Source organism: Kitasatospora sp. NPDC093679 (assembly GCF_040683455.1).
GTDB lineage: Bacteria > Actinomycetota > Actinomycetes > Streptomycetales > Streptomycetaceae > Kitasatospora > Kitasatospora arboriphila.
The window spans coordinates 1-16,932 of the sequence record NZ_JBFBDW010000030.1 but is presented as its reverse complement, the minus strand read 5'-3'; the positions used below and the strand labels follow the sequence as shown (position 1 = coordinate 16,932).

21 protein-coding genes and 1 tRNA gene are annotated in these 16,932 nt (G+C 76.2%); 11 read left to right on the top strand and 11 right to left on the bottom strand.

From position 1 onward, the window contains the following. Positions 1 to 101: 101 nt before the first annotated feature. A complete protein-coding gene (locus tag AB0O09_RS23615) occupies positions 102 to 302 on the top strand; it encodes a hypothetical protein (protein WP_363544144.1) in 201 nt (66 codons plus the stop codon). 208 nt (positions 303 to 510) lie between these two features. Then, the gene (locus AB0O09_RS23610) at positions 511 to 1,416 is read left to right on the top strand and encodes a squalene/phytoene synthase family protein (protein WP_363544142.1); all 906 of its coding nucleotides are present in this window, start codon (positions 511 to 513) and stop codon (positions 1,414 to 1,416) included. 115 nt (positions 1,417 to 1,531) lie between these two features. On the opposite strand, the gene AB0O09_RS23605 is transcribed toward AB0O09_RS23610, so the two are convergent. Next, complete coding sequence (locus AB0O09_RS23605; RefSeq protein WP_363544261.1) at positions 1,532 to 2,773, bottom strand: geranylgeranyl reductase family protein; 1,242 nt, start codon at positions 2,771 to 2,773, stop codon at positions 1,532 to 1,534. 477 nt (positions 2,774 to 3,250) lie between these two features. Here AB0O09_RS23605 and AB0O09_RS23600 point away from each other — a divergent pair, with 477 nt between their 5' ends. From AB0O09_RS23600 to AB0O09_RS23585, 4 genes are all read left to right on the top strand, one after another. Continuing rightward, entirely contained in the window at positions 3,251 to 4,087 is an 837-nt protein-coding gene (locus tag AB0O09_RS23600) for an undecaprenyl-diphosphate phosphatase (RefSeq protein ID WP_363544140.1), read from the top strand. Positions 4,088 to 4,332: 245 nt separating this feature from the next. Next, complete coding sequence (locus AB0O09_RS23595; RefSeq protein ID WP_344628152.1) at positions 4,333 to 4,719, top strand: BlaI/MecI/CopY family transcriptional regulator; 387 nt, start codon at positions 4,333 to 4,335, stop codon at positions 4,717 to 4,719. Beyond that, complete coding sequence (locus AB0O09_RS23590; RefSeq protein ID WP_363544139.1) at positions 4,716 to 5,672, top strand: M56 family metallopeptidase; 957 nt, start codon at positions 4,716 to 4,718, stop codon at positions 5,670 to 5,672. The genes AB0O09_RS23595 and AB0O09_RS23590 overlap by 4 nt, the downstream gene beginning before the upstream one ends. Before the next feature lie 170 nt (positions 5,673 to 5,842). Continuing rightward, the gene (locus AB0O09_RS23585; protein WP_363544137.1) at positions 5,843 to 6,070 is read left to right on the top strand and encodes a hypothetical protein; all 228 of its coding nucleotides are present in this window, start codon (positions 5,843 to 5,845) and stop codon (positions 6,068 to 6,070) included. Positions 6,071 to 6,109: 39 nt separating this feature from the next. Here the strand turns inward: AB0O09_RS23585 and AB0O09_RS23580 are convergent, their stop codons facing one another. Both AB0O09_RS23580 and AB0O09_RS23575 read right to left on the bottom strand, forming a co-directional pair. Continuing rightward, positions 6,110 to 6,334: a hypothetical protein gene (locus AB0O09_RS23580; protein WP_363544135.1), complete on the bottom strand. Its 225-nt coding sequence runs from the start codon at positions 6,332 to 6,334 to the stop codon at positions 6,110 to 6,112. Further along, positions 6,331 to 6,996 carry a methyltransferase domain-containing protein gene (locus tag AB0O09_RS23575; RefSeq protein ID WP_363544133.1) on the bottom strand — a complete coding sequence of 222 codons (666 nt, stop codon included), beginning with the start codon at positions 6,994 to 6,996 and terminating at the stop codon, positions 6,331 to 6,333. Before AB0O09_RS23575 ends, AB0O09_RS23580 begins: the two co-directional genes overlap by 4 nt. Positions 6,997 to 7,080: 84 nt before the next feature. Here AB0O09_RS23575 and AB0O09_RS23570 point away from each other — a divergent pair, with 84 nt between their 5' ends. Further along, a complete protein-coding gene (locus AB0O09_RS23570) occupies positions 7,081 to 7,725 on the top strand; it encodes a TetR/AcrR family transcriptional regulator (protein WP_363544131.1) in 645 nt (214 codons plus the stop codon). A 160-nt stretch (positions 7,726 to 7,885) separates the two neighbouring features. On the opposite strand, the gene AB0O09_RS23565 is transcribed toward AB0O09_RS23570, so the two are convergent. From AB0O09_RS23565 to AB0O09_RS23555, 3 genes are all read right to left on the bottom strand, one after another. After that, positions 7,886 to 8,452: a hypothetical protein gene (locus AB0O09_RS23565; RefSeq protein ID WP_363544129.1), complete on the bottom strand. Its 567-nt coding sequence runs from the start codon at positions 8,450 to 8,452 to the stop codon at positions 7,886 to 7,888. A gap of 40 nt (positions 8,453 to 8,492) precedes the next feature. Continuing rightward, positions 8,493 to 9,272 (bottom strand): phosphatase PAP2 family protein, encoded by a 780-nt coding sequence (locus AB0O09_RS23560; RefSeq protein ID WP_363544127.1) that lies wholly within the window; start codon positions 9,270 to 9,272, stop codon positions 8,493 to 8,495. A 298-nt stretch (positions 9,273 to 9,570) separates the two neighbouring features. Further along, positions 9,571 to 10,464 carry a DUF1028 domain-containing protein gene (locus AB0O09_RS23555; protein ID WP_363544125.1) on the bottom strand — a complete coding sequence of 298 codons (894 nt, stop codon included), beginning with the start codon at positions 10,462 to 10,464 and terminating at the stop codon, positions 9,571 to 9,573. Between the two features lie 110 nt (positions 10,465 to 10,574). Here AB0O09_RS23555 and AB0O09_RS23550 point away from each other — a divergent pair, with 110 nt between their 5' ends. Further along, positions 10,575 to 11,165, top strand: a complete 591-nt coding sequence (locus AB0O09_RS23550) for a MarR family transcriptional regulator (protein WP_363544123.1) — start codon at positions 10,575 to 10,577, stop codon at positions 11,163 to 11,165. 38 nt (positions 11,166 to 11,203) lie between these two features. On the opposite strand, the gene AB0O09_RS23545 is transcribed toward AB0O09_RS23550, so the two are convergent. From AB0O09_RS23545 to AB0O09_RS23535, 3 genes are all read right to left on the bottom strand, one after another. After that, positions 11,204 to 11,878 carry an SUMF1/EgtB/PvdO family nonheme iron enzyme gene (locus tag AB0O09_RS23545; protein ID WP_363544122.1) on the bottom strand — a complete coding sequence of 225 codons (675 nt, stop codon included), beginning with the start codon at positions 11,876 to 11,878 and terminating at the stop codon, positions 11,204 to 11,206. Between the two features lie 92 nt (positions 11,879 to 11,970). After that, a tRNA-Met gene (locus tag AB0O09_RS23540) sits at positions 11,971 to 12,047 on the bottom strand. A 73-nt stretch (positions 12,048 to 12,120) separates the two neighbouring features. Then, a complete protein-coding gene (locus tag AB0O09_RS23535) occupies positions 12,121 to 13,065 on the bottom strand; it encodes a beta-ketoacyl-ACP synthase III (RefSeq protein WP_363544120.1) in 945 nt (314 codons plus the stop codon). A 92-nt stretch (positions 13,066 to 13,157) separates the two neighbouring features. Between AB0O09_RS23535 and AB0O09_RS23530 the strand changes: the two genes are divergently transcribed. Together AB0O09_RS23530 and AB0O09_RS23525 are read left to right on the top strand one after the other, a co-directional pair. Continuing rightward, entirely contained in the window at positions 13,158 to 13,802 is a 645-nt protein-coding gene (locus tag AB0O09_RS23530) for a TetR/AcrR family transcriptional regulator (protein WP_363544118.1), read from the top strand. 83 nt (positions 13,803 to 13,885) lie between these two features. Next, complete coding sequence (locus AB0O09_RS23525) at positions 13,886 to 14,680, top strand: helical backbone metal receptor (protein WP_363544116.1); 795 nt, start codon at positions 13,886 to 13,888, stop codon at positions 14,678 to 14,680. A 24-nt stretch (positions 14,681 to 14,704) separates the two neighbouring features. Here the strand turns inward: AB0O09_RS23525 and AB0O09_RS23520 are convergent, their stop codons facing one another. Next, the gene (locus AB0O09_RS23520) at positions 14,705 to 15,427 is read right to left on the bottom strand and encodes a (2Fe-2S)-binding protein (RefSeq protein WP_363544115.1); all 723 of its coding nucleotides are present in this window, start codon (positions 15,425 to 15,427) and stop codon (positions 14,705 to 14,707) included. A 175-nt stretch (positions 15,428 to 15,602) separates the two neighbouring features. On the opposite strand from AB0O09_RS23520, the gene AB0O09_RS23515 reads away from it, so the two are divergent. Beyond that, positions 15,603 to 16,169, top strand: a complete 567-nt coding sequence (locus tag AB0O09_RS23515) for a TetR/AcrR family transcriptional regulator (protein ID WP_363544113.1) — start codon at positions 15,603 to 15,605, stop codon at positions 16,167 to 16,169. A 19-nt stretch (positions 16,170 to 16,188) separates the two neighbouring features. Here AB0O09_RS23515 and AB0O09_RS23510 read toward each other — a convergent pair whose 3' ends face one another. After that, positions 16,189 to 16,656 (bottom strand): nuclear transport factor 2 family protein, encoded by a 468-nt coding sequence (locus tag AB0O09_RS23510; RefSeq protein ID WP_363544111.1) that lies wholly within the window; start codon positions 16,654 to 16,656, stop codon positions 16,189 to 16,191. Between the last annotated feature and the right edge of the window lie 276 nt (positions 16,657 to 16,932).

Genomic DNA, 16,932 nt, shown 5'->3' with positions numbered 1-16,932 from the left:
CCGCCGGCCCCGGCGTGTACGGCGTCCGGGGCCCCGGCCCCGGGCGCGGCGTAGCATCGGGAGCATCGGGAGCATCGGGACCAGCAGGGGCGGAGAGTCCGATGAGCAGCAATCCCGCACAGCACCGGCCGGCCGACGTGACGGACCCGGAGTGGTCCGCCCTCGATGCCTCGCCTCCCCACCACCGCGAGTCCGCCGCGCGCCGGCAGGACGCGGCCCAGTACGGCGGCGACGACGACCTGATGGGTCCGTCGTCCGCCGTGTACCCGCATCCGCCGACCAAGGACGACGAGCCGGACTGAGCGGCACCGCAGCGCCCCGCCCCGTCCGGTCGGGGGCGCGCCGGGGCGCGCCCGGACGGCGGGGAAACCGCAGGCGGGTGGCCCGGTGCGGCCCGGCCGCAGGGCGTCACCGATCATGGATGCGTTCCTGTGCGGTGGGTGGAGAGGTGTCCGGGTGTATTCGTGGCGGCGGTGTCTCGTCGAGGCCGGGGTGACCGGAGCGGCCGGAGTGAGCGGTTCCGGAGCGGACGGTGCTGCGCTGGCCCGGGACTACGGGGAGGCCGCCCGGTTCCTGCGCCGTCGCGAGCCCGCGCTGTTCGCCGCGGTGCGGCTGCTCGGTGTCGCGGCGTACCAGCCGCACGCCGTCGCCGGCTACGCGTTCGCCTGCTACACCGACGACCTGTGCGACCAGGGGGCGCCGCAGGTCCGGGCCGAGCGGTTCGCGCACTGGCGGGACCAGGTCGGTGCGGCGCTGGCCGGTGAGGAGTGCGGACAGCCGCTGGCGCGGGCCTTCGCGCACTCGGTGCGGCTGCGCGGGCTGCCCCGGCACTGGATCGAGGACTACCTCGCCGGTGCGCGGGCCGACCTGGACTTCACCGGTTTCGCGACCGAGGCCGACTACCAGGCGTACGTCGACCGGCTGTCCTGGCCGTTCACCATGCTGACCGCCGGGCTGGTGCACGTCGGCGGCGGGGACGAGCGGTACGCCGCGGCCGGCCGGGCGCTCGCCGACGCGTGGCAGCGGCTGGACTTCCTGATCGACCTGGCCGAGGACCTGCGCGGGGGCCGACTGTACCTGCCCGAGCAGAGCCTCGCTGACCACCGGGTGACCCGGGAGGACCTGGCGGCCGGGCGCCGCACGGACGGCGTCGAGCACCTGGTGGCGGACCTCGCGGACCTGGCCGGGAAGGCGCTGCTGCAGGCGGACGCGATCCTGGAGGTGCCCGCGGAGTACCGGCCGCTGAGCCGGATGGCGCTGCGGCTGGCCCGCCGGCGGCTGGCGGCGGTCCGCCGGGCCGGCTCGGGCGTCGCCGAGGGTCCCGTCCGCGACTCCGCCACGGGCCTGCTGGCCCTGCTGGGCGCGGCCCGCCGCCCGGACGCCCGCGAGCTGGAGCACGACCGCCTGGCCCGCTGAGCCCGCTCCCGGCCCTGCGGGCGGACCGGGCGGGACCGAGCCGCGCGGGAACGGCCACGTCGGCCCCTCCGCGCGCGGCCCGCCGCGTCGAGCCCCTGCCCCCGCCCGCGCCGCGTCAGCGGCGGCGCAGCGGAACGGCCTTGACCAGGGCGTTCAGGACGTGGTCCGCGGTGTCCCGCGGCGGGTCCTCCATCAGGTGGGTGAGCAGCCGGGCGAGCGAGGCCAGCAGGCCGGGCCGGGACATGACCTGCCCGTTGAGGATCGGCCGGTAGCCGAAGCGGCTGAACACCAGGTCGCCGGCGGTGTTGCCGAGCCGGTAGTACCGGCCCCAGCGGCGCCGGATCTCGGCGGGGTAGCGCTGCAGTGCCTGGTCGCGGCGGGGCCCGACGGGTCGGGTGAGCGCGAGGACGACGGCCTCGGCGGCGACCTCGGCGGCCTCCATGGCCTGGGCGATGCCCTCGCCGCTCCAGGGGCTGATCATCCCGGCGCTGTCGCCGACCAGCAGCAGGCCGCGGCTGTACTGGGGGTGGCGGTTGAAGCCCATCGGCAGGGCGGCGCTGCGCAGCGGCGAGTCGGCGTTCTGCTCGTTGAGGCCCCAGTGGCGGGGCAGCCGGGCGAGCCACTGGTCGAGGGTGGCGCGGAGGTCGATGGTGCCGTGGTCGCGGTGCGGGAGCGCACCGAGGCCGACGTTGACCCGTCCGTCGCCGAGCGGGAAGATCCAGCCGTAGCCGGGCAGGTCGCGGCCGGTGCGGGCGCAGCGCAGGTCGGCCCAGAGCTCCAGGTACTCGTCCTTGGAGAGTTCGGGGCTGCGGTAGTAGCGGCGGGCGGCGGTGGCGAGGGCGCGCCGGGGGTCGCGCTCCAGGCCCATGGCGATGGCGGTGCGGGCGGAGGCGCCCTCGGCGGCGACGACCAGTAGTGCGCGGTAGGTGACGGGTCTGCCGTCCGGTCCGGTGGCGGTGACGCCGGTGATCCGTCCGGCGCGGTCGGTGACCGGGCCGGTGGCCTTGACGCCGAGCCGGAGCCGGGCGCCGGAGGCCTCGGCGTGCCGGGCGAGGATGTCGTCGAAGTCGTGGCGGCTGCGGGTGAGGCCGAAGTCGGGGTAGCGGCCGAGGTCGGGCCAGTCGATGGTGACCTGGCGGCCTGCGCAGACCCAGCGCATGCCGCGGGAGCGCATCCAGCCGGGGCCGTCGATGTCGACGCCCATCCGCAGGAGCTGGTGGACGCCGCGGGGGGTCAGGCCGTCGCCGCAGACCTTGTCGCGCGGGAAGCGGCTCTTCTCCAGCAGCAGGACGTCGACGCCGGCGCGGGCGAGGTGGACGGCGGTGGACGCGCCGGCGGGGCCGGCGCCCACCACGATGACCTGGGCCTCCTCGCCCTCGGGCGGTTCGTGGGCGTCGGGGGTGTCGGGCGACGTCCGGGGCTCGGGGGCCCCGGCGGCGGTCGCGGGGTCGGGGTTCTGCGGTGTCTCGGGGTCCTGCGGTGTCGGCGGGTTCTGCGCCGGTGGCCTCACGGTCTCCTCCTGAGTGCGCCTGTGCACCGTGCGAATGCCTGATCCCTACCCACCGGGGGCGCCGCGCCGTCGGCTGTGATCCTCACCACACGATCGTGGCACGGCGGCGGGGGTGCGGGGCGGCAGGCGCGGCCGGTCGACGGCGGGCCGCGCCCCGGCGGCGGCACCCGTCCGCGGGCCGGACGGGTGGCCCGCGCGCCGCCCGCGGAGGCCGGGCGCGCGCCACGCCGACCCGGGTGGACCTCCGCGACCCAGGACGTCTACATTCTCGTAGACGTGCGGGCGGTGGCCGCCCGCAGGGTCGAGATCCGGGAAGGGTCCCACGTGAGCGTGATCACCGTCGGTCAAGCCGTCGTCCTCGGCGTGGTGGAGGGAGTGACGGAGTTCCTGCCGATCTCCTCCACCGGCCACCTGAAGATCACCGAGGGCCTGATGGGCATCCCGGTCGACGACACGTCGGTGGTCGGCTTCACCGCCGTCATCCAGGTCGGCGCGATCGCGGCCGTGCTGCTCTACTTCCTCAAGGACATCACCCGGATCGTCGGCGCCTGGGGCCGCGGTCTGGTGAACAAGGAGGAGCGGTACCACCACGACTACAAGTTCGCGTGGTGGGTGATCTACGCGACCATCCCGATCGTGGTCGTCGGCCTCGCCGCCAAGCCGCTGATCGAGGGCCCGCTCGCCTCCCTGTGGGTGGTCGCCGGCTCGCTGATCGTCGGCAGCGGCGTCATGTGGGCGGCCGACCAGATGAGCCGCCTCAAGCGCGGCGAGGACGACACCGGCCTCAAGGACGCCATGATCGTCGGCTCCGCCCAGATCCTCGCCCTGCTCTTCCCGGGCTTCTCCCGCTCCGGCGCGACCATGTCGGCCGGTCTGATGCTCGACCTGGAGCGGGTCGCCGCCACCCGGCTCTCCTTCTTCCTCGGCATCCCGGCCCTCACCGGCGCCGGCCTGTACGAGCTCAAGGACGCCCTCGGCGCCGGCGTCGACCCGCTGCCGCTGATCGTCGGCACGGCGGTCTCCTTCGTCGTCGCGTACGCCTCGATCGCCTGGCTGCTGAAGTACGTCGCCAAGCACTCCTTCAACGCCTTCGTGGCCTACCGGATCGTCGTCGGCGTGCTGCTGCTCGGCCTGCTCGGCACCGGCGTCCTGAACGCCTGATCCGCACCGCCGCAACGGGCGGCCGCCCACCATCCGGGCGGCCGCCCGCGCCGTGTCCGCACCGGCTGCGCGCCGCACCGGATCCGGCCCGCAGCGCCTCCGTCCGTCCGCCCGGTCGACACCGTCGACCGCACGCACCCCCGACCGCACCGCGCCCCCGGCCGCGCACACCGCCGCGTAGCCTGGAGACCGGGCCGCCGCCACGGCCCCGGGCGCGGTCCGACGGGGAGAGGGGAACACCGGGAATGTCCGACGCCGCAGCGACGAGGCGCCCGCACGGGCAGCTGGAGTCCGACGTCCTCGCCGTCCTCTGGGAGGCCGACCGGCCGCTCAGTCCGGGCGAGGTCAACGACGCACTCGGCAGCGCCCTCGCCCGCACCACCGTCACCACGATCCTGACCCGGCTCCACGAGAAGGACCTCGTCCACCGCGAGCGGGCCGGTCGCGGCTACGTGTACGCCGCCGCCCAGGACGCCTCCGGCATGGTCGCCTCCCGGATGCACACCGAGCTCAGCAAGGGTGCCGACCGCGACAGCGTGCTGCGGCACTTCGTCTCCGCGCTCGGCCCGGGCGACGAGGCCCTGCTGCGCAGCCTGCTCGCCGACGCCGGCGGCACCCCGGAGCGGGCGTGAACACGCCCGCCCTGGCCGCCCTCCTGCTGCCCTGGCTCGCCGCCCCCGCCGTCCGGGCGCTCGCCGCCCGGCTCACCCCGCGCTGGGCGGCCCTCGCGGTCACCTGCTGCACCGCGCTGCTCGCCGCCGGTACGGCGGTCGGCCTGTCCGTGCTGCTCCTGGCCGGGCTGCTGCACCTGCCGTGGCTGGCCGCCGCCGGACGCCTGCCGCTCGCCTGGCTCGCCGCGACCTCCCCCGCCGCGGTACCGGTGGCCGCGGCCGCGGGCCTGCTGCTCGCCGCCGTCGTGACCGCGGCCGGCCGGGCCCTGGCCGCGCAGCGCGCCCAGCTCGCCGCGGCCCGCCGCGCGGTGGCCGGCCTCGCCGTGGAGGACGGCACCGTCGTGGTGCCGGACGCCTCCGCCGAGGCCTTCGCACTGCCCGGCCGACCGGGGCTGGTCGTCGTGACCTCCGGCATGCTCACCGCCCTGGACGCCCGCGAACGCCACGTCCTGATCGCCCACGAGCGTGCCCACCTGACCGGCCGCCACCACCTCTTCTCCCGCGCCGTCCAGGTCGCGGGCGCGGTACACCCCGCACTGCGCGCACTGCGCGCCCCGCTCGACCTCCACCTGGAGCGCTGGGCCGACGAGGAGGCCGCCCGGGCCGTCGGCGACCGCCCGCTCGCCGCCCGCGCCGTCGCCCGCGGCGCCCTCGCCGCAGCCTCCGGCCGCCGGGCACCGCGCGGGGCCGCCCTCCCCGCCGCCCACACCGGACCGGTCCCGGTCCGCGTCGCCGCGCTGCTGGCCCCCGCCCCGCGGGGCCCCCGGGGCCGCCTCCTCCACCTGGTCGTGGCCGGTCTGCTCGCCGTCGTCGGCACCACCGCCGCCACCGGCCTCGGCTCCGCCTACGACCTCCACGAGTACGTCGAACAGGGCCAGGCCACCACCTCCCCCGCCGCCCCGGCCGACCGGTGACCGGTGACCGACCCGCCGGACGCGGCCGAGCGACTCGCCCGGCGCGTCCGCGACGCCCTCACCGCGGCGGGCCTGCCGGTGGTCGACCCCGGCCCGGACGAGGAGCCCGCCGCGGCGCCCGGGTCCGGGTCGACAGCTGGAACCGGCACTTCTCCGGCCTGGCACCCGAGGTGGTCGTCACCTGGTGGACGAGCCCGCAGCCGCGGGCCGACATGGTCGCCGCGATGATGCGCAACGACCTCGAACATCCGGCGGTCGGGCGCTCCGGCGGGACGCACGCGGCCATGTGCACGGCCCTCCTCGCCGGCCTGACGAGCGCGGGCTCCACCGTCCGGGAACACGACGACGACATGGCCCCCTTCAACGTCCACGTCCTCGCCGGCCCCACGGACGGCTGACCTCCCGGGCCGGGGCCCGGCCCCGGGCCCGACTGCCCGCTACCCGTTCCCCGACCGGTACGGGCGCGCCCGGGCGCGCAGCACCCGGCGGGCCGCCACCCCGGCGGCGAGGTGGCAGGCCAGACCGACCGGGACGGCGGCCAGCGGGACCTTGGTGCCGAGCCACAGGTGGAACCCGAGGCCGCCGGCGACCAGGGCGACCGCCCCGATCCGCAGCGCCCGGTTCGCCCGCAGGGCACCGCCCGTCCGCACGGCGGCCGTCATGCGGACGACGCCGGGTTGACCGCCTGCACGTAGTGGATCCAGGGGCGCAGGTCGCCCGTCCGGACCTCGGTGAAGCCGGCCTGCTCCACCAGCGGCCGCAGCAGGTGGACGGGGTTGTGCTCCATCACCGGCCCGGTGACGGCACCGACCAGGTGGCGGGCGACCCGACCCGTCGGCGGGCGGAAGTCGGCGAGCAGCAGCCGCCCGCCGGGCCGCAGCACGCGGCGCATCTCGGCGACGGCCCGCTCGCGGACGTCCTCGGGCAGGTGGTGGACCGTCAGGCTGCTGGCCACCACGTCGAACTCGCCGTCGCCCGCCGGGAGTTCCTCGGCGATGCCGTCGGTGAAGGTGCAGTGGCGGCGGTCGGCGGCGCTGCGCCGGGCGTGGGCGAGGACCTCGGCGGACGGGTCCACGCCGACCGCGCGGCCTGTCGGGGTGACGGCGTCGGCGAGGCGCAGCGTGAGGTAGCCGGTGCCGCAGCCGACGTCCAGGGCGCGGTCCCCGGGCCGGGCGCCGGACAGCTCGGCGAGGCGGGTGTAGACGCGGCGGCGGCGTCCGCCGAAGAACACCGCGCCGAAGGCCTCGTAGGCGCGGGCGTGGCCGATGGTCTGGCCGGCCGTGCGGGAGTCCGCCGTGCCGTGCAGGAAGCGTGCGAGTTCCATGCCGGAACCTTTCTTAGTGGCGACTAAGCAACTTCAACTTAGTCGCCACTAAGTTATCTGGCAAGGGGCCGATAGGATGCCGGTGTGCCCGCCCCCCAGCCCGCCCAGAAGGCCACCCAGAAGGCCCGGCGCCCGCGCCTGAGCGCGGAGGACCGCCGGGCGTCGATCCTCGACGCCGCCACCGAGGTCTTCTCCGAACTCGGCTACCAGCGCGGCAAGATGTCCGAGGTGGCCCGCCGGGTCGGGGTCAGCGAGCCGGTCGTGTTCCAGAACTTCGGCTCCAAGGCCGCCGTCTTCGCGGCCGTCCTCGACCACGCGGCCGCGCTCATGTCGGACGGACTCCGCTCCTGGGCGGGCCGCTGCCCCACCGTCGGAGCCTGGCTCGCCGAACTCCTCGCCCCCGAGCACCTCGCCCAGGTGCACGCCCGGGGCACCGTCGGCGTGCTCTTCGAGGACGCCATGACCCTCACCAGCGAACCCGAGGTCCTCGACGCGGCCCGCCGCGGCAATCAGACCCTCGCCCGCACCCTCACCGACCTGCTCGAACAGGGCCGCGCCGACGGCAGCCTCCGCCCCGACGTCGACCCCGCCGCCGGCGCCTGGTGGCTGATCTCCCTGCTCTCGTCGCAGCACTTCCGCCAGACCGTCGCCCCCGACCCCGCGCACACCGAAACCGCCCTCAGCGCGCTGACCCTGCGGTTGCTGGTGGGCGACTCCCCCGCCCCCTGACGGATCGCTCGAAGAACCGGGGGTACGGCCGGCCTCCGTACCGGGCCGGCAACGGCGACCGGGCGTTCCCGTCGGGCAGGCGCCTTACCCCCTTGCCGACGCGGTCCGGCGTGACCGCACGGCCGGGCCGGAGGACGCCTCCGCCGCGGTTCGGAACGTCCTAGAAGTGGTGCCAGACCTCGGCCGGGGCGATGTCCCAGGAGGTACCCGCGATCTCTCCGGTGTCGAAGAACAGGGCCCAGCTGACGACGGCGTCGCCGGCGCGCTGCGCGCCCAGTTCGAGCTCGAAGCCTTCGCAGCTCAGGTCGCCCCCGAGGCAGGCCAGGATCCTCACGTCGCGCTCGATCGCGAATGCCTCCATCTCCGCGGAGAGCTCCGACGGGACGCGGCCGATCAGCCGGATGCCCTCATGGGTGACCTGCGGCCCGGTCAGGCCGTCGACGAGCACGCACGTCAGACCCGCGCCTTCGACGAAGTAGCAGGTCACCGCGGGCCACCGGCTCCAGCGGAGCCCCTCCTTGCCGAACGCGACGCGCCACTGGGAGCGGTGCGTCGCCTGCCACGCCCCGATGTCGCGCTGCTCCGCCGTGAAGCCGCACCCCGCCATGACGGCGACGGCATCGGCGCGCTCCATGCCGAAGCTCAGCGGCCCGACGGTCCGGCGGGGGGCGTACCCCCACCGGTCCCGTTCGGAATCGTCCAGCGGTGCCCAAGGGTCGACGTTCACGGCCCGATGATCGCCTACCCGGTGCCGATCGGCACGACCCCTACGGCCCGTCCGCCCCCGCCCGGTGCGGCGGACCCGACGGCCACCACGGGACGCGGCGGGCGAGCAGCGCCCCGAGGGCGAGCCAGCCGGCGGCGAGGAGCCAGCCGCCGAGGACGTCCAGCGGCCAGTGCACGGCGAGGTAGACCCGGCTCAGGCCCACCAGGGCGGCGAGGCCGAGGAGCACGGCGGCCCACCGGCGGCGGGTGGCGGGTGGGCGGCCGGTTGCCGCGAGGTGCCGGCTGATCGCCCAGGCGAGCAGGCCGAAGGCGGTGGCCGAGGTGAAGGTGTGGCCGGACGGGAAGGAGAAGCCGCTCGCCGACACGGCCCATCCGGAGGCCGGGGGGCGGGGCCGGCCGGAGCCGTGCATGATCAGGGTCCGCAGCAGTTGGCCGACACCCAGCCATCCGAGCGGGGCGAGGGCGACGAGCAGTCTCCGCGGTCCGGCCGGGACGCGGCGTGCCGTGAGCAGACCGGCCCCGATCGCCGCCGCGTACGGGACGAGGGCGCTGCCGAAGGACGTGACCAGGGAGGCCGCGACGCGGGCCGCGCCGGGCCGGTGGTTGCCGGACCACTGGACCGCGTCCCGTTCCCAGCCGAACGGTGCCGTGCCGTGGACGGCGAAGAGCACGGCCAGCGCGGTGAATCCGGCCCAGGCTCCCACCAGGACGGCCAGGGCGGTACGGCCACCGCGCCGCGCCGCCGGGGCGTCCGTCCCGGTCGGCTGCTCCCCGCGGGCGGGGCGGGCGGCGGCCCGGTCCGCGTCGGCCACGGCGCTCACCGGCCGCCCTCGGTGCTGCGGCGACCGCCGGCCGGACGACCGATGTCCGAACGGCCGGCGGTCGGCACCGGGGAGCCGGGCGCGCCGCAGGCGTCCGGTACCAGGACGGCAGGGGACGACATTCAGGCCACGCCTCTCCGGGGGTGCCGCGGGGACGGCGGAGCGCCGCACCTCGTCTACATCAATGTAGACGACAGGTGCGGCCGCCTCGCACCGCCCCGCCCGCCCGTCACAGGTGGACCACCCGGACGGCGACTCGGGGTCCGGCGGCGACCGGCCGGGAAGGCGGCGGCCGGGCTCACTCCAGCAGGTCGTCGGCGGTGGTGCCGGGCGGCAGCGGCAGCAGGCCCTTGGCGGCGAAGCCGCGCAGCACGGTCTCCCAGCCGGGGTGGTCCGCGAGCAGGGCGTGCAGTTCGTCGGTGGCGGCGGCGGCCTCACCGCGGGCCATCAGGGCTCCGGCCCGCAGGAAGCGCAGGCCCTGTTCGCCGGGCAGGGCGGCCAGGGCGGTGTCGATCGTCCGGAGGGCGCCGTCCGGGTCGCCGCCGTACAGCGACTCCACGGCCCGGTCGAACCCCCGGTAGGCGTCGGCGGCGGTGAGCAGCCGCGCGAGGTCGCCGAGCGGGTCGGTGGAGCGGTCCGTCCGCAGGTCGACCAGCCGGCCCTGCCAGGGCTCGCCGCGGGTGCCGGACACCACCAGCAGGGCGGCGGACATCCGGCCGCGGGCGTCGCCGCCGGCGGCCTCGGCGGCGCGCAGCGCGGTGAGCAGGCGGTGCGGGAAGGGTCCGCGGGCGGCGGTGTAGGCCTCGGCCATGGCGGGCCAGACCCGGTCGGTGGCGGCCATGTTGGCCTGGACGGCGCAGCCGTCCTCGATGAGGTGGCCGGCGTGGTCGACGCAGAGCGCGCCGGTGCGGGCGGCGAGGGTGCCGTCGGCGGAGACGACGGCGACCTGCCGCATCTCGGCGGCCGGGTCGGTGGCGACGGCGTCGGCGAGGGTGTCGGGGGCGGGCATCCCGGCGGCGAGTCCGTCGAGGCAGCGGGGGCCGTGGGAGGTCTCGGTGAAGCCCTGGGTGGCGACCGCCCCGACGCCGGGCCGGGCCCAGGGGACGAGCGTGCCGACGGCGAGTGCCGCCGACTGGACGGCGACGCCGAGCTCGCCGGTCTCGGGGTCGCGCGCCACGATCGAGTACGTCATTGCGGCCTCCCGCCCCCGGGTTGCGCCCACCGCTCAGATCCTCCGCCTTCCGGCCGGAACCCACCAGTGGGCCTTCCGTCCGCCCCGCTTCCGAATTAGAGTGCTGCTTCATGATGAAGGACGTACATATTCCGGGGGAGCTGTCGGCCGATGTCGACGGCCGGTTCTACGATGCGGGGGTCCGGGCCGCGATGGCGGCGTTCGCGGGGGACGGCGACACCCGGGCCCTGGAGACGGCGGCGGCGCTGCGCTCCGCCACCCAGGCGGTGGACCGCCTGCGAGCACTGGGCGCGGGCGGCCGCGGGTTGAGCACGGGGGCGCTGGACGTCCTCGTCCGGCTGGCCGCGGCAGAGGGGGACGGGGACGGGGCGGGCCTGACCGTCGGGGAGCTCGCCCGGTCCGGCGGGGTCAGTTCCCGCAACGTCACCGGCCTGGTCGACACGCTGGAGGGCGACGGGCTGGTGCGGCGGGTCCGGGACACGGCGGACCGGCGGTCGGTCCGGGTGGTCCTGACGGCGGAGGGCCGGGCCTGGCTGGAGGCCTTCCGCGGTCCGACGCAGCGCGCCATGGCCGCCGTCTTCCGGGGCTTCACACCGGAGGACCTCGCCGTCTTCCGGCACCTGTGCCTGCGCCTGGTCGACAACCAGCGCCGCCTGGAGGAACACCTGGCCGGTACCCCCGCGGGGCCGCCGACCCCCTGACCCGCCGGGGCGACGGGGCGCCGAGGCGTCGGGTCAGGTCAGGAGGGGAGGGACCGGGCGAGGCGGAAGCCCACGTCGTCGACGGCGAAGGTGGGGTGGCTGCGGCGGCGGGCGGAGGCGCGGCAGCTCCAGTGCTCGTCGAACCATCCGCCGCCGCGCAGCACCCGGTAGCTGCCGTAGACCTCGGCGTCGTAGAGGTCCCAGCACCAGTCCCAGACGTTGCCGAGCATGTCGTGGAAGCCCCAGGCGTTGGGCCGCTTGCCGCCCACCTCGTGCGGGCGCTCCCCCGAATTGCCGCGGTACCAGGCGATCTCGTCGAGCGGCCCGTAGTGCGGTCCGTCGGTGCCGGCGCGGCAGGCGTGCTCCCACTCGGCCTCGGTCGGCAGCCGGTAGCCGTCGGCGGAGGCATCCCGGTCGATGCCCTCGCCGTCCTCGTGCAGCCGGTAGGCGGGCCGCAGCCCCGCGCGGGCGGAGAGGGCGTTGCAGAACCGGACGGCGTCCCACCAGGAGACGCCCTCGACGGGCAGCCGGTCGCCACGGGCCGGGCCCGGCCGCCGCCCGGTGACCTCGGCGTAGAGGGCCCGGGTGACGGGCACGTCGGCGAGCTCGTACGGGGCCGGCCGGACGCTCCAACTGCGCTGCGTGCGCCGGTCGGTGAGCACGACCTCACCGGCGGGGACGGCGATCATCGTGTGGTGCGCGCTCAGGTCCATGATCGACCATCCTAGGGTCGACGACGGCGCCGCGGGTGCTCTCTCCGGTCGCGCCGAGGGCCCGGCAGGGGTGCCTGCCGGGCCCTCGGGCATGGTGGCCGGAGTCGGATTCGAACCGACGACCTCTGGGTTATGAGCCCAGCGAGCTACCGAGCTGCTCCATCCGGCGATGGGTGTTCACCGTACCGGCGGGCTCTGGCTGACGGGAAATCATTTTCCTTGCGGGGCTGGTGGATCCCCCGTCAGGGGCAGGTGACGACCTGTCCGGCCCAGGAGAGGCCGCCGCCGAAGGCGAGGAGCAGCACGCGGGCGCCGGAGGGCAGTTCGCCGCGCTCGGTGAGCTTGGAGAGGGCGAGCGGCACGGAGGCGGCCGAGGTGTTGCCGGACTCGACGACGTCCTGGGCGATCAGGACGTGCGACGGCAGGTCGAGCTGGCGGACGAGGGCCTCGATGATCCGCAGGTTGGCCTGGTGGGTGACCACGCCGGTGAGCTCGGACGGGGCGATGCCGGCGCGTTCGCAGGCCTCGCGGGCGATGGCGGGCAGTTCGCCGGTGACCCAGCGGAACACCGACTGGCCCTCCTGGGCGAACCGCGGCTGCCAGTCGTCGACGAGCCGGACGGCGCCGCCGCGGGAGGGGTCGGAGCCCCAGGCGACCGGGCCGATGCCGGCGGTGTCGGAGGCGCTGAGCACGGCCGCGCCGGCGCCGTCGCCGAGCAGGACGCAGGTGCTGCGGTCGGTCCAGTCGGTGACGTCTGACATCTTCTCGGCGCCGATGACCAGGGCGTGCCGGGCGGCGCCGGCCCGCAGGCTGTGGTCGGCGGTGGCGAGGGCGGTGCAGAAGCCCGCGCAGCCGTTGTTGAGGTCGAAGGCGACGGCGGAGGGGATCGCAAGCCGGGCGGCGACCTGGGCGGCGGTGGAGGGGCAGCGGTCGATCGCGCTGCAGGTGGCGACGGTGATCAGGCCGATGTCGGCGGGTTCCAGGCCGGCCGCGGCGAGGGCCTTCTCGGCCGCGGCGGCGGCCATGTCGGCGACGGTCTCCTCGGGGGCGGCGATCCGGCGGGTGGCGATGCCGGTGCGGCGGCGGATCCATTCGTCGCTGGTGTCGACCATCGCGGCGAGGTCGTCGTTGGTCAGGACGCGGGCGGGCTGGTAGTGCCCGAGTGCGGTGATGCGACTGCCCTGCATGCCGGTTTCTCCTCGGCTCGGCGACGGTTCCCGGGAATATAGCAACCGATCGGTCGGACGCTAAGCGGGAGGCGGCTGGATACGATGACGGCATGAGTCCACGCAAGTCCGTCGCCGAGGCCCGAAGAACGAGGGACCGCATCCTGGAGCACGGCATCGCGATCGCCTCCGTCGACGGGCTGGACGGGCTGACCATCGGCCGCCTCGCCACCGACCTGGGCATGAGCAAGGCCGGCGTGCTCGGCCACTTCGGCACCAAGGAGGCGCTGCAGCTCGCCGCGCTGGACGGCGCGGCGGCGATCTTCTCCCGCACGGTGTGGGCACCCGCCGAGCACCGGCCGCCCGGCCTGGCCCGGCTGCGGGCCGTCTGCGAGGCGTGGATCACCTACCTGGAGACGGACCGGGACACCTTCCCCGGCGGGTGCCTGTTCACCACCGCCGCCGTCGAGTTCGACGCCCGCAGCGGGCCGGTGCGCGACGCGGTCGGGCGGCTGCTGCGGGTCTGGCGCCGCCGGCTGGCCGCGGAGGTGCGCACCGCAGTCGCCGAGGGCGAGCTGCCGGCCGGCACCGACGCGGAGCAGCTCGTCTACGAGTTGGGCGGCCTCTACCTGGCGCTGAACCAGGAGCTCCAGCTCTTCGGCGCCCCCGGCGCCGCCGAGCGCACCCGCCGCGGCCTGGACCGCCTGCTCGGCCCGGGCGCCCCGGCGGACCCGACCCTCACCTCCCGCGCCTCCTGAGCCGGCACCGCCCCGGGCTGCGGCCGGGACGCGGGTACCGGCGGCGCGCAGGCCCGGGCCGTGCCCCCGCTACCGTGGACGGCATGGATCTTCCCTCCGCCGAACGGACCGTCAGCGACGACCTGGGCACGCCGGTCCGGCTCGGCCCGGTCTCCCGGGTGGTGTCGCTGGTGCCCTCGCTCACCGAGGCGGTCGCCGCGACCCGCCCGGGGCTGCTGGTCGGCGCCACGGACTGGTGCAGCCACCCGGCCGGGCTGGACGTGGCCCGGATCCGCGGCACCAAGAACCCGGACACCGCCCGGATCGCGGCGCTGCGCCCCGACCTGGTGATCGCCAACGAGGAGGAGAACCGCGCCCCCGACCTCGCGGCGCTCCGCGACGCAGGACTCGCCGTCTGGGTCACCCGGGTCCGCACCCTCGACGAGGCCTTCGCCTCGCTCGACCGGCTGCTCACCACCGCCTGCGGCCTGCCCCGGCCGGCCTGGCTCGACGAGGCGCAGCGGGCCTGGCGCGACCTGCCCGCCCCGGCGGGGCCGCCGCGCCGCGCGGTGGTGCCGATCTGGCGGCGGCCGTGGATGGTGCTCGGCCGCGACACCTTCGCCGGCGACCTGCTGCGCCGCCTCGGCGTGCATCAGCTGTACACCGACCACGCCGAGCGCTACCCGGCCGTTCCGCTGGACGAACTGCAGGCCGCCGGGGCGGAGTTGGTGGTCCTGCCGGACGAGCCCTACCGCTTCACTGCGACCGACGGGCCGGAGGCCTTCCCCGGCGTCCCGGCCGCCCTGGTCAGCGGTCGCCACCTCACCTGGTACGGCCCCTCGCTGGCCGAGGCGCCCGCCCTCCTCACCGCCGCTCTCGCCGCCGCGACCCCGTCCTGAGCCGCCGGCGGTCCGCCGGGGGTGTCAGCGGGCGCCGGGCGGGCGGTCGAAGACGCAGTCGCCGCAGACCCCGCCGCCCGGCACCCGGTAGTAGAGGCAGCAGGAGCTGCGCCGGAAGGCGAGCGGGCGGTCCGGGGCGGTGACGCTCCCGGTGCCCTCCAGCGGCGGGGTGTCCAGCAGGTCCCGGACGAGTGCCTCGGTGCGGCGCGCGGCCCCGGTGTGCCGGACGGACGGCGCGGCGGCCAGCACCCGGCCGGCACCGACCAGGGCCGAGGCGGCGTTGCCGTCGAGCAGGCGTTCCGCCACCGGCGCGACCGAGCGGACGGCCGCGGCCAGCGGGGCGAGGTTCTCCACCGCCACGGCCTGCCGGAGGCCGTCGGCGAGCGGTCCGTCCGCGGCGGCCGGCCGGTCCGGCAGCCACAGCTCGAAGGTTCCCAGGGCCGGCAGCGCCCCGTGGGCGCGGTCGGGGTGCAGGTCCGGGACGACGCCGCCGAGCGCGGCGGCGCCGAGTGCCACCGACCAGAGCCGGGAGGCGAGGCCGAGGTGCACCACCGAGGCCGCCACCCGCGGCTCCCGGGTGCCCATCTGGCGCGCGGCCTGCCCGATCCGCGCGGCGAGCGGCCCGTCGGGCCCCGCGGCGTACAGCTCCCGCAGCGGCCGGAACCCGGCCGGCGGCGCCTCGCCCGTCCGGACCGCGAAGTACGGCCCGACCCGGCCGACCGCCGCCCACACCTCGGACACCCCCATCGCCACCTTCTCCCTCCCGGCCTGCGCGGCAAGCCAACCAGGGACCGCGGAAGCGGCGCAATCGGGGTTCGCCGCACCCGGCGGGGACGGCTCCCGCGGCGCATTCGCACACCAGCGCGGTCCACGGCGTAAGCTCGTCGGAGAGCGAACGTTCTCCGACACCGCTGGGGGATCCATGGACCAGGCCGAGGCCCGGACGCGCCTGCTGGACGCCGCCGAGCGGCTCTTCTACGAGCGCGGCATCCAGGCCGTCGGCGTGGACCAGATCCGCACCGCCTCGGGCGTCTCGCTCAAGCGGCTGTACCAGGTCTTCCCGTCCAAGTCCGATCTGGTGCTGGCCTACCTGCAGCGGCGGGACACCCGCTGGCTGGCCTCCCTCACCGGGTACGCCGACGCCCGGCCGGCGGGCGACGAACGGATCCTGGCGGTCTTCGACTGGCTGCACGCCTGGTTCGGCGAGCCGGACTTCCGCGGCTGCGCCTTCGTCAACGCCTTCGGCGAACTCGGCGCGACCGACCCGGCGGCCGCCGAGGCCGTCCGGGCCCACAAGGGCGCGCTGCGCGACTACCTCGGCGGGCTGCTGCGGCTGGCCGGTCGGCCGCAGTCCCTGCTCGACCCGGTGTTCCTGCTGGCCGAGGGCGCCATGACGACCGCCGCGATCACCGGCTCCCCCGAGGTGGCCCTGCGGGCCCGCGACGCGGCGGCCGCGCTGCTGGCGTCCGCCGCACCGGCCGCCGCCTGACACCCCGACGGGGAGCGTCTCAGAGCCCCAGCTCGCTCAGACCGGGGTGGTCGTCGGGCCGGCGGCCGAGCGGCCAGCGGTACTTGCGGTCGGCCTCCGCGATCGGCAGGTCGTTGATGCTGGCGTGGCGCACCCGCATCAGCCCGCCCTCGTCGAACTCCCAGTTCTCGTTGCCGTACGAGCGGTACCACCGGCCCGAGTCGTCGTGCCACTCGTAGGCGAACCGCACCGCGATGCGCCGCTCCCCGTACGCCCACAGCTCCTTGACGAGGCGGTACTCGTGCTCGTGCGCCCACTTGCGGGTCAGGAACGCGACGATCTCGTCGCGGCCGGTGGCGAACTCGGAGCGGTTCCGCCAGCGCGAGTCGACGGTGTAGGCGAGGGCGACCCGCTCGGGGTCACGGGTGTTCCAGCCATCCTCGGCGAGGCGGACCTTCTCGATCGCGCTCTGCTCGGTGAACGGCGGCAGGGGCGGGCGCTTGCTCATGGGGATCCTCCGGCCGCGCGGGCTCGTCCAGTCGAGAGAACGACCGTTCTCCCGATGGCCCCACCCTAGGAGAACGATCGCTCTCCCGCAAACGCGGGCCTGCCGTCACCCGCCCGACGGGCGCCCGCCGGGACGGCTGCGCGATGCCCTCCGCGGCCGGCACCGCCGCCGAGCGCACGTGCTAGGCCGTGTCTCATAATTGATCTTGTTGGTGTGAGTCATTGCTCCTCGGCTCGCAGCCACAGGATCAGCGCGGCGAGGACCACGCCGGCTCGG

Excerpts from the sequence above, each read along its gene's own strand:
- AB0O09_RS23580 (WP_363544135.1), bottom strand. The coding sequence starts at position 6,334 with ATGACGGCCGCCGTGCGGACGGGCGGTGCCCTGCGGGCGAACCGGGCG.
- AB0O09_RS23595 (WP_344628152.1), top strand. The coding sequence starts at position 4,333 with ATGTCCGACGCCGCAGCGACGAGGCGCCCGCACGGGCAGCTGGAGTCC.
- AB0O09_RS23615 (WP_363544144.1), top strand. The coding sequence starts at position 102 with ATGAGCAGCAATCCCGCACAGCACCGGCCGGCCGACGTGACGGACCCG.
- AB0O09_RS23515 (WP_363544113.1), top strand. The coding sequence starts at position 15,603 with ATGGACCAGGCCGAGGCCCGGACGCGCCTGCTGGACGCCGCCGAGCGG.
- AB0O09_RS23550 (WP_363544123.1), top strand. The coding sequence starts at position 10,575 with ATGATGAAGGACGTACATATTCCGGGGGAGCTGTCGGCCGATGTCGAC.
- AB0O09_RS23575 (WP_363544133.1), bottom strand. The coding sequence starts at position 6,996 with ATGGAACTCGCACGCTTCCTGCACGGCACGGCGGACTCCCGCACGGCC.
- AB0O09_RS23555 (WP_363544125.1), bottom strand. The coding sequence starts at position 10,464 with ATGACGTACTCGATCGTGGCGCGCGACCCCGAGACCGGCGAGCTCGGC.
- AB0O09_RS23530 (WP_363544118.1), top strand. The coding sequence starts at position 13,158 with ATGAGTCCACGCAAGTCCGTCGCCGAGGCCCGAAGAACGAGGGACCGC.
- AB0O09_RS23535 (WP_363544120.1), bottom strand. The coding sequence starts at position 13,065 with ATGCAGGGCAGTCGCATCACCGCACTCGGGCACTACCAGCCCGCCCGC.
- AB0O09_RS23520 (WP_363544115.1), bottom strand. The coding sequence starts at position 15,427 with ATGGGGGTGTCCGAGGTGTGGGCGGCGGTCGGCCGGGTCGGGCCGTAC.
- AB0O09_RS23525 (WP_363544116.1), top strand. The coding sequence starts at position 13,886 with ATGGATCTTCCCTCCGCCGAACGGACCGTCAGCGACGACCTGGGCACG.
- AB0O09_RS23510 (WP_363544111.1), bottom strand. The coding sequence starts at position 16,656 with ATGAGCAAGCGCCCGCCCCTGCCGCCGTTCACCGAGCAGAGCGCGATC.
- AB0O09_RS23545 (WP_363544122.1), bottom strand. The coding sequence starts at position 11,878 with ATGGACCTGAGCGCGCACCACACGATGATCGCCGTCCCCGCCGGTGAG.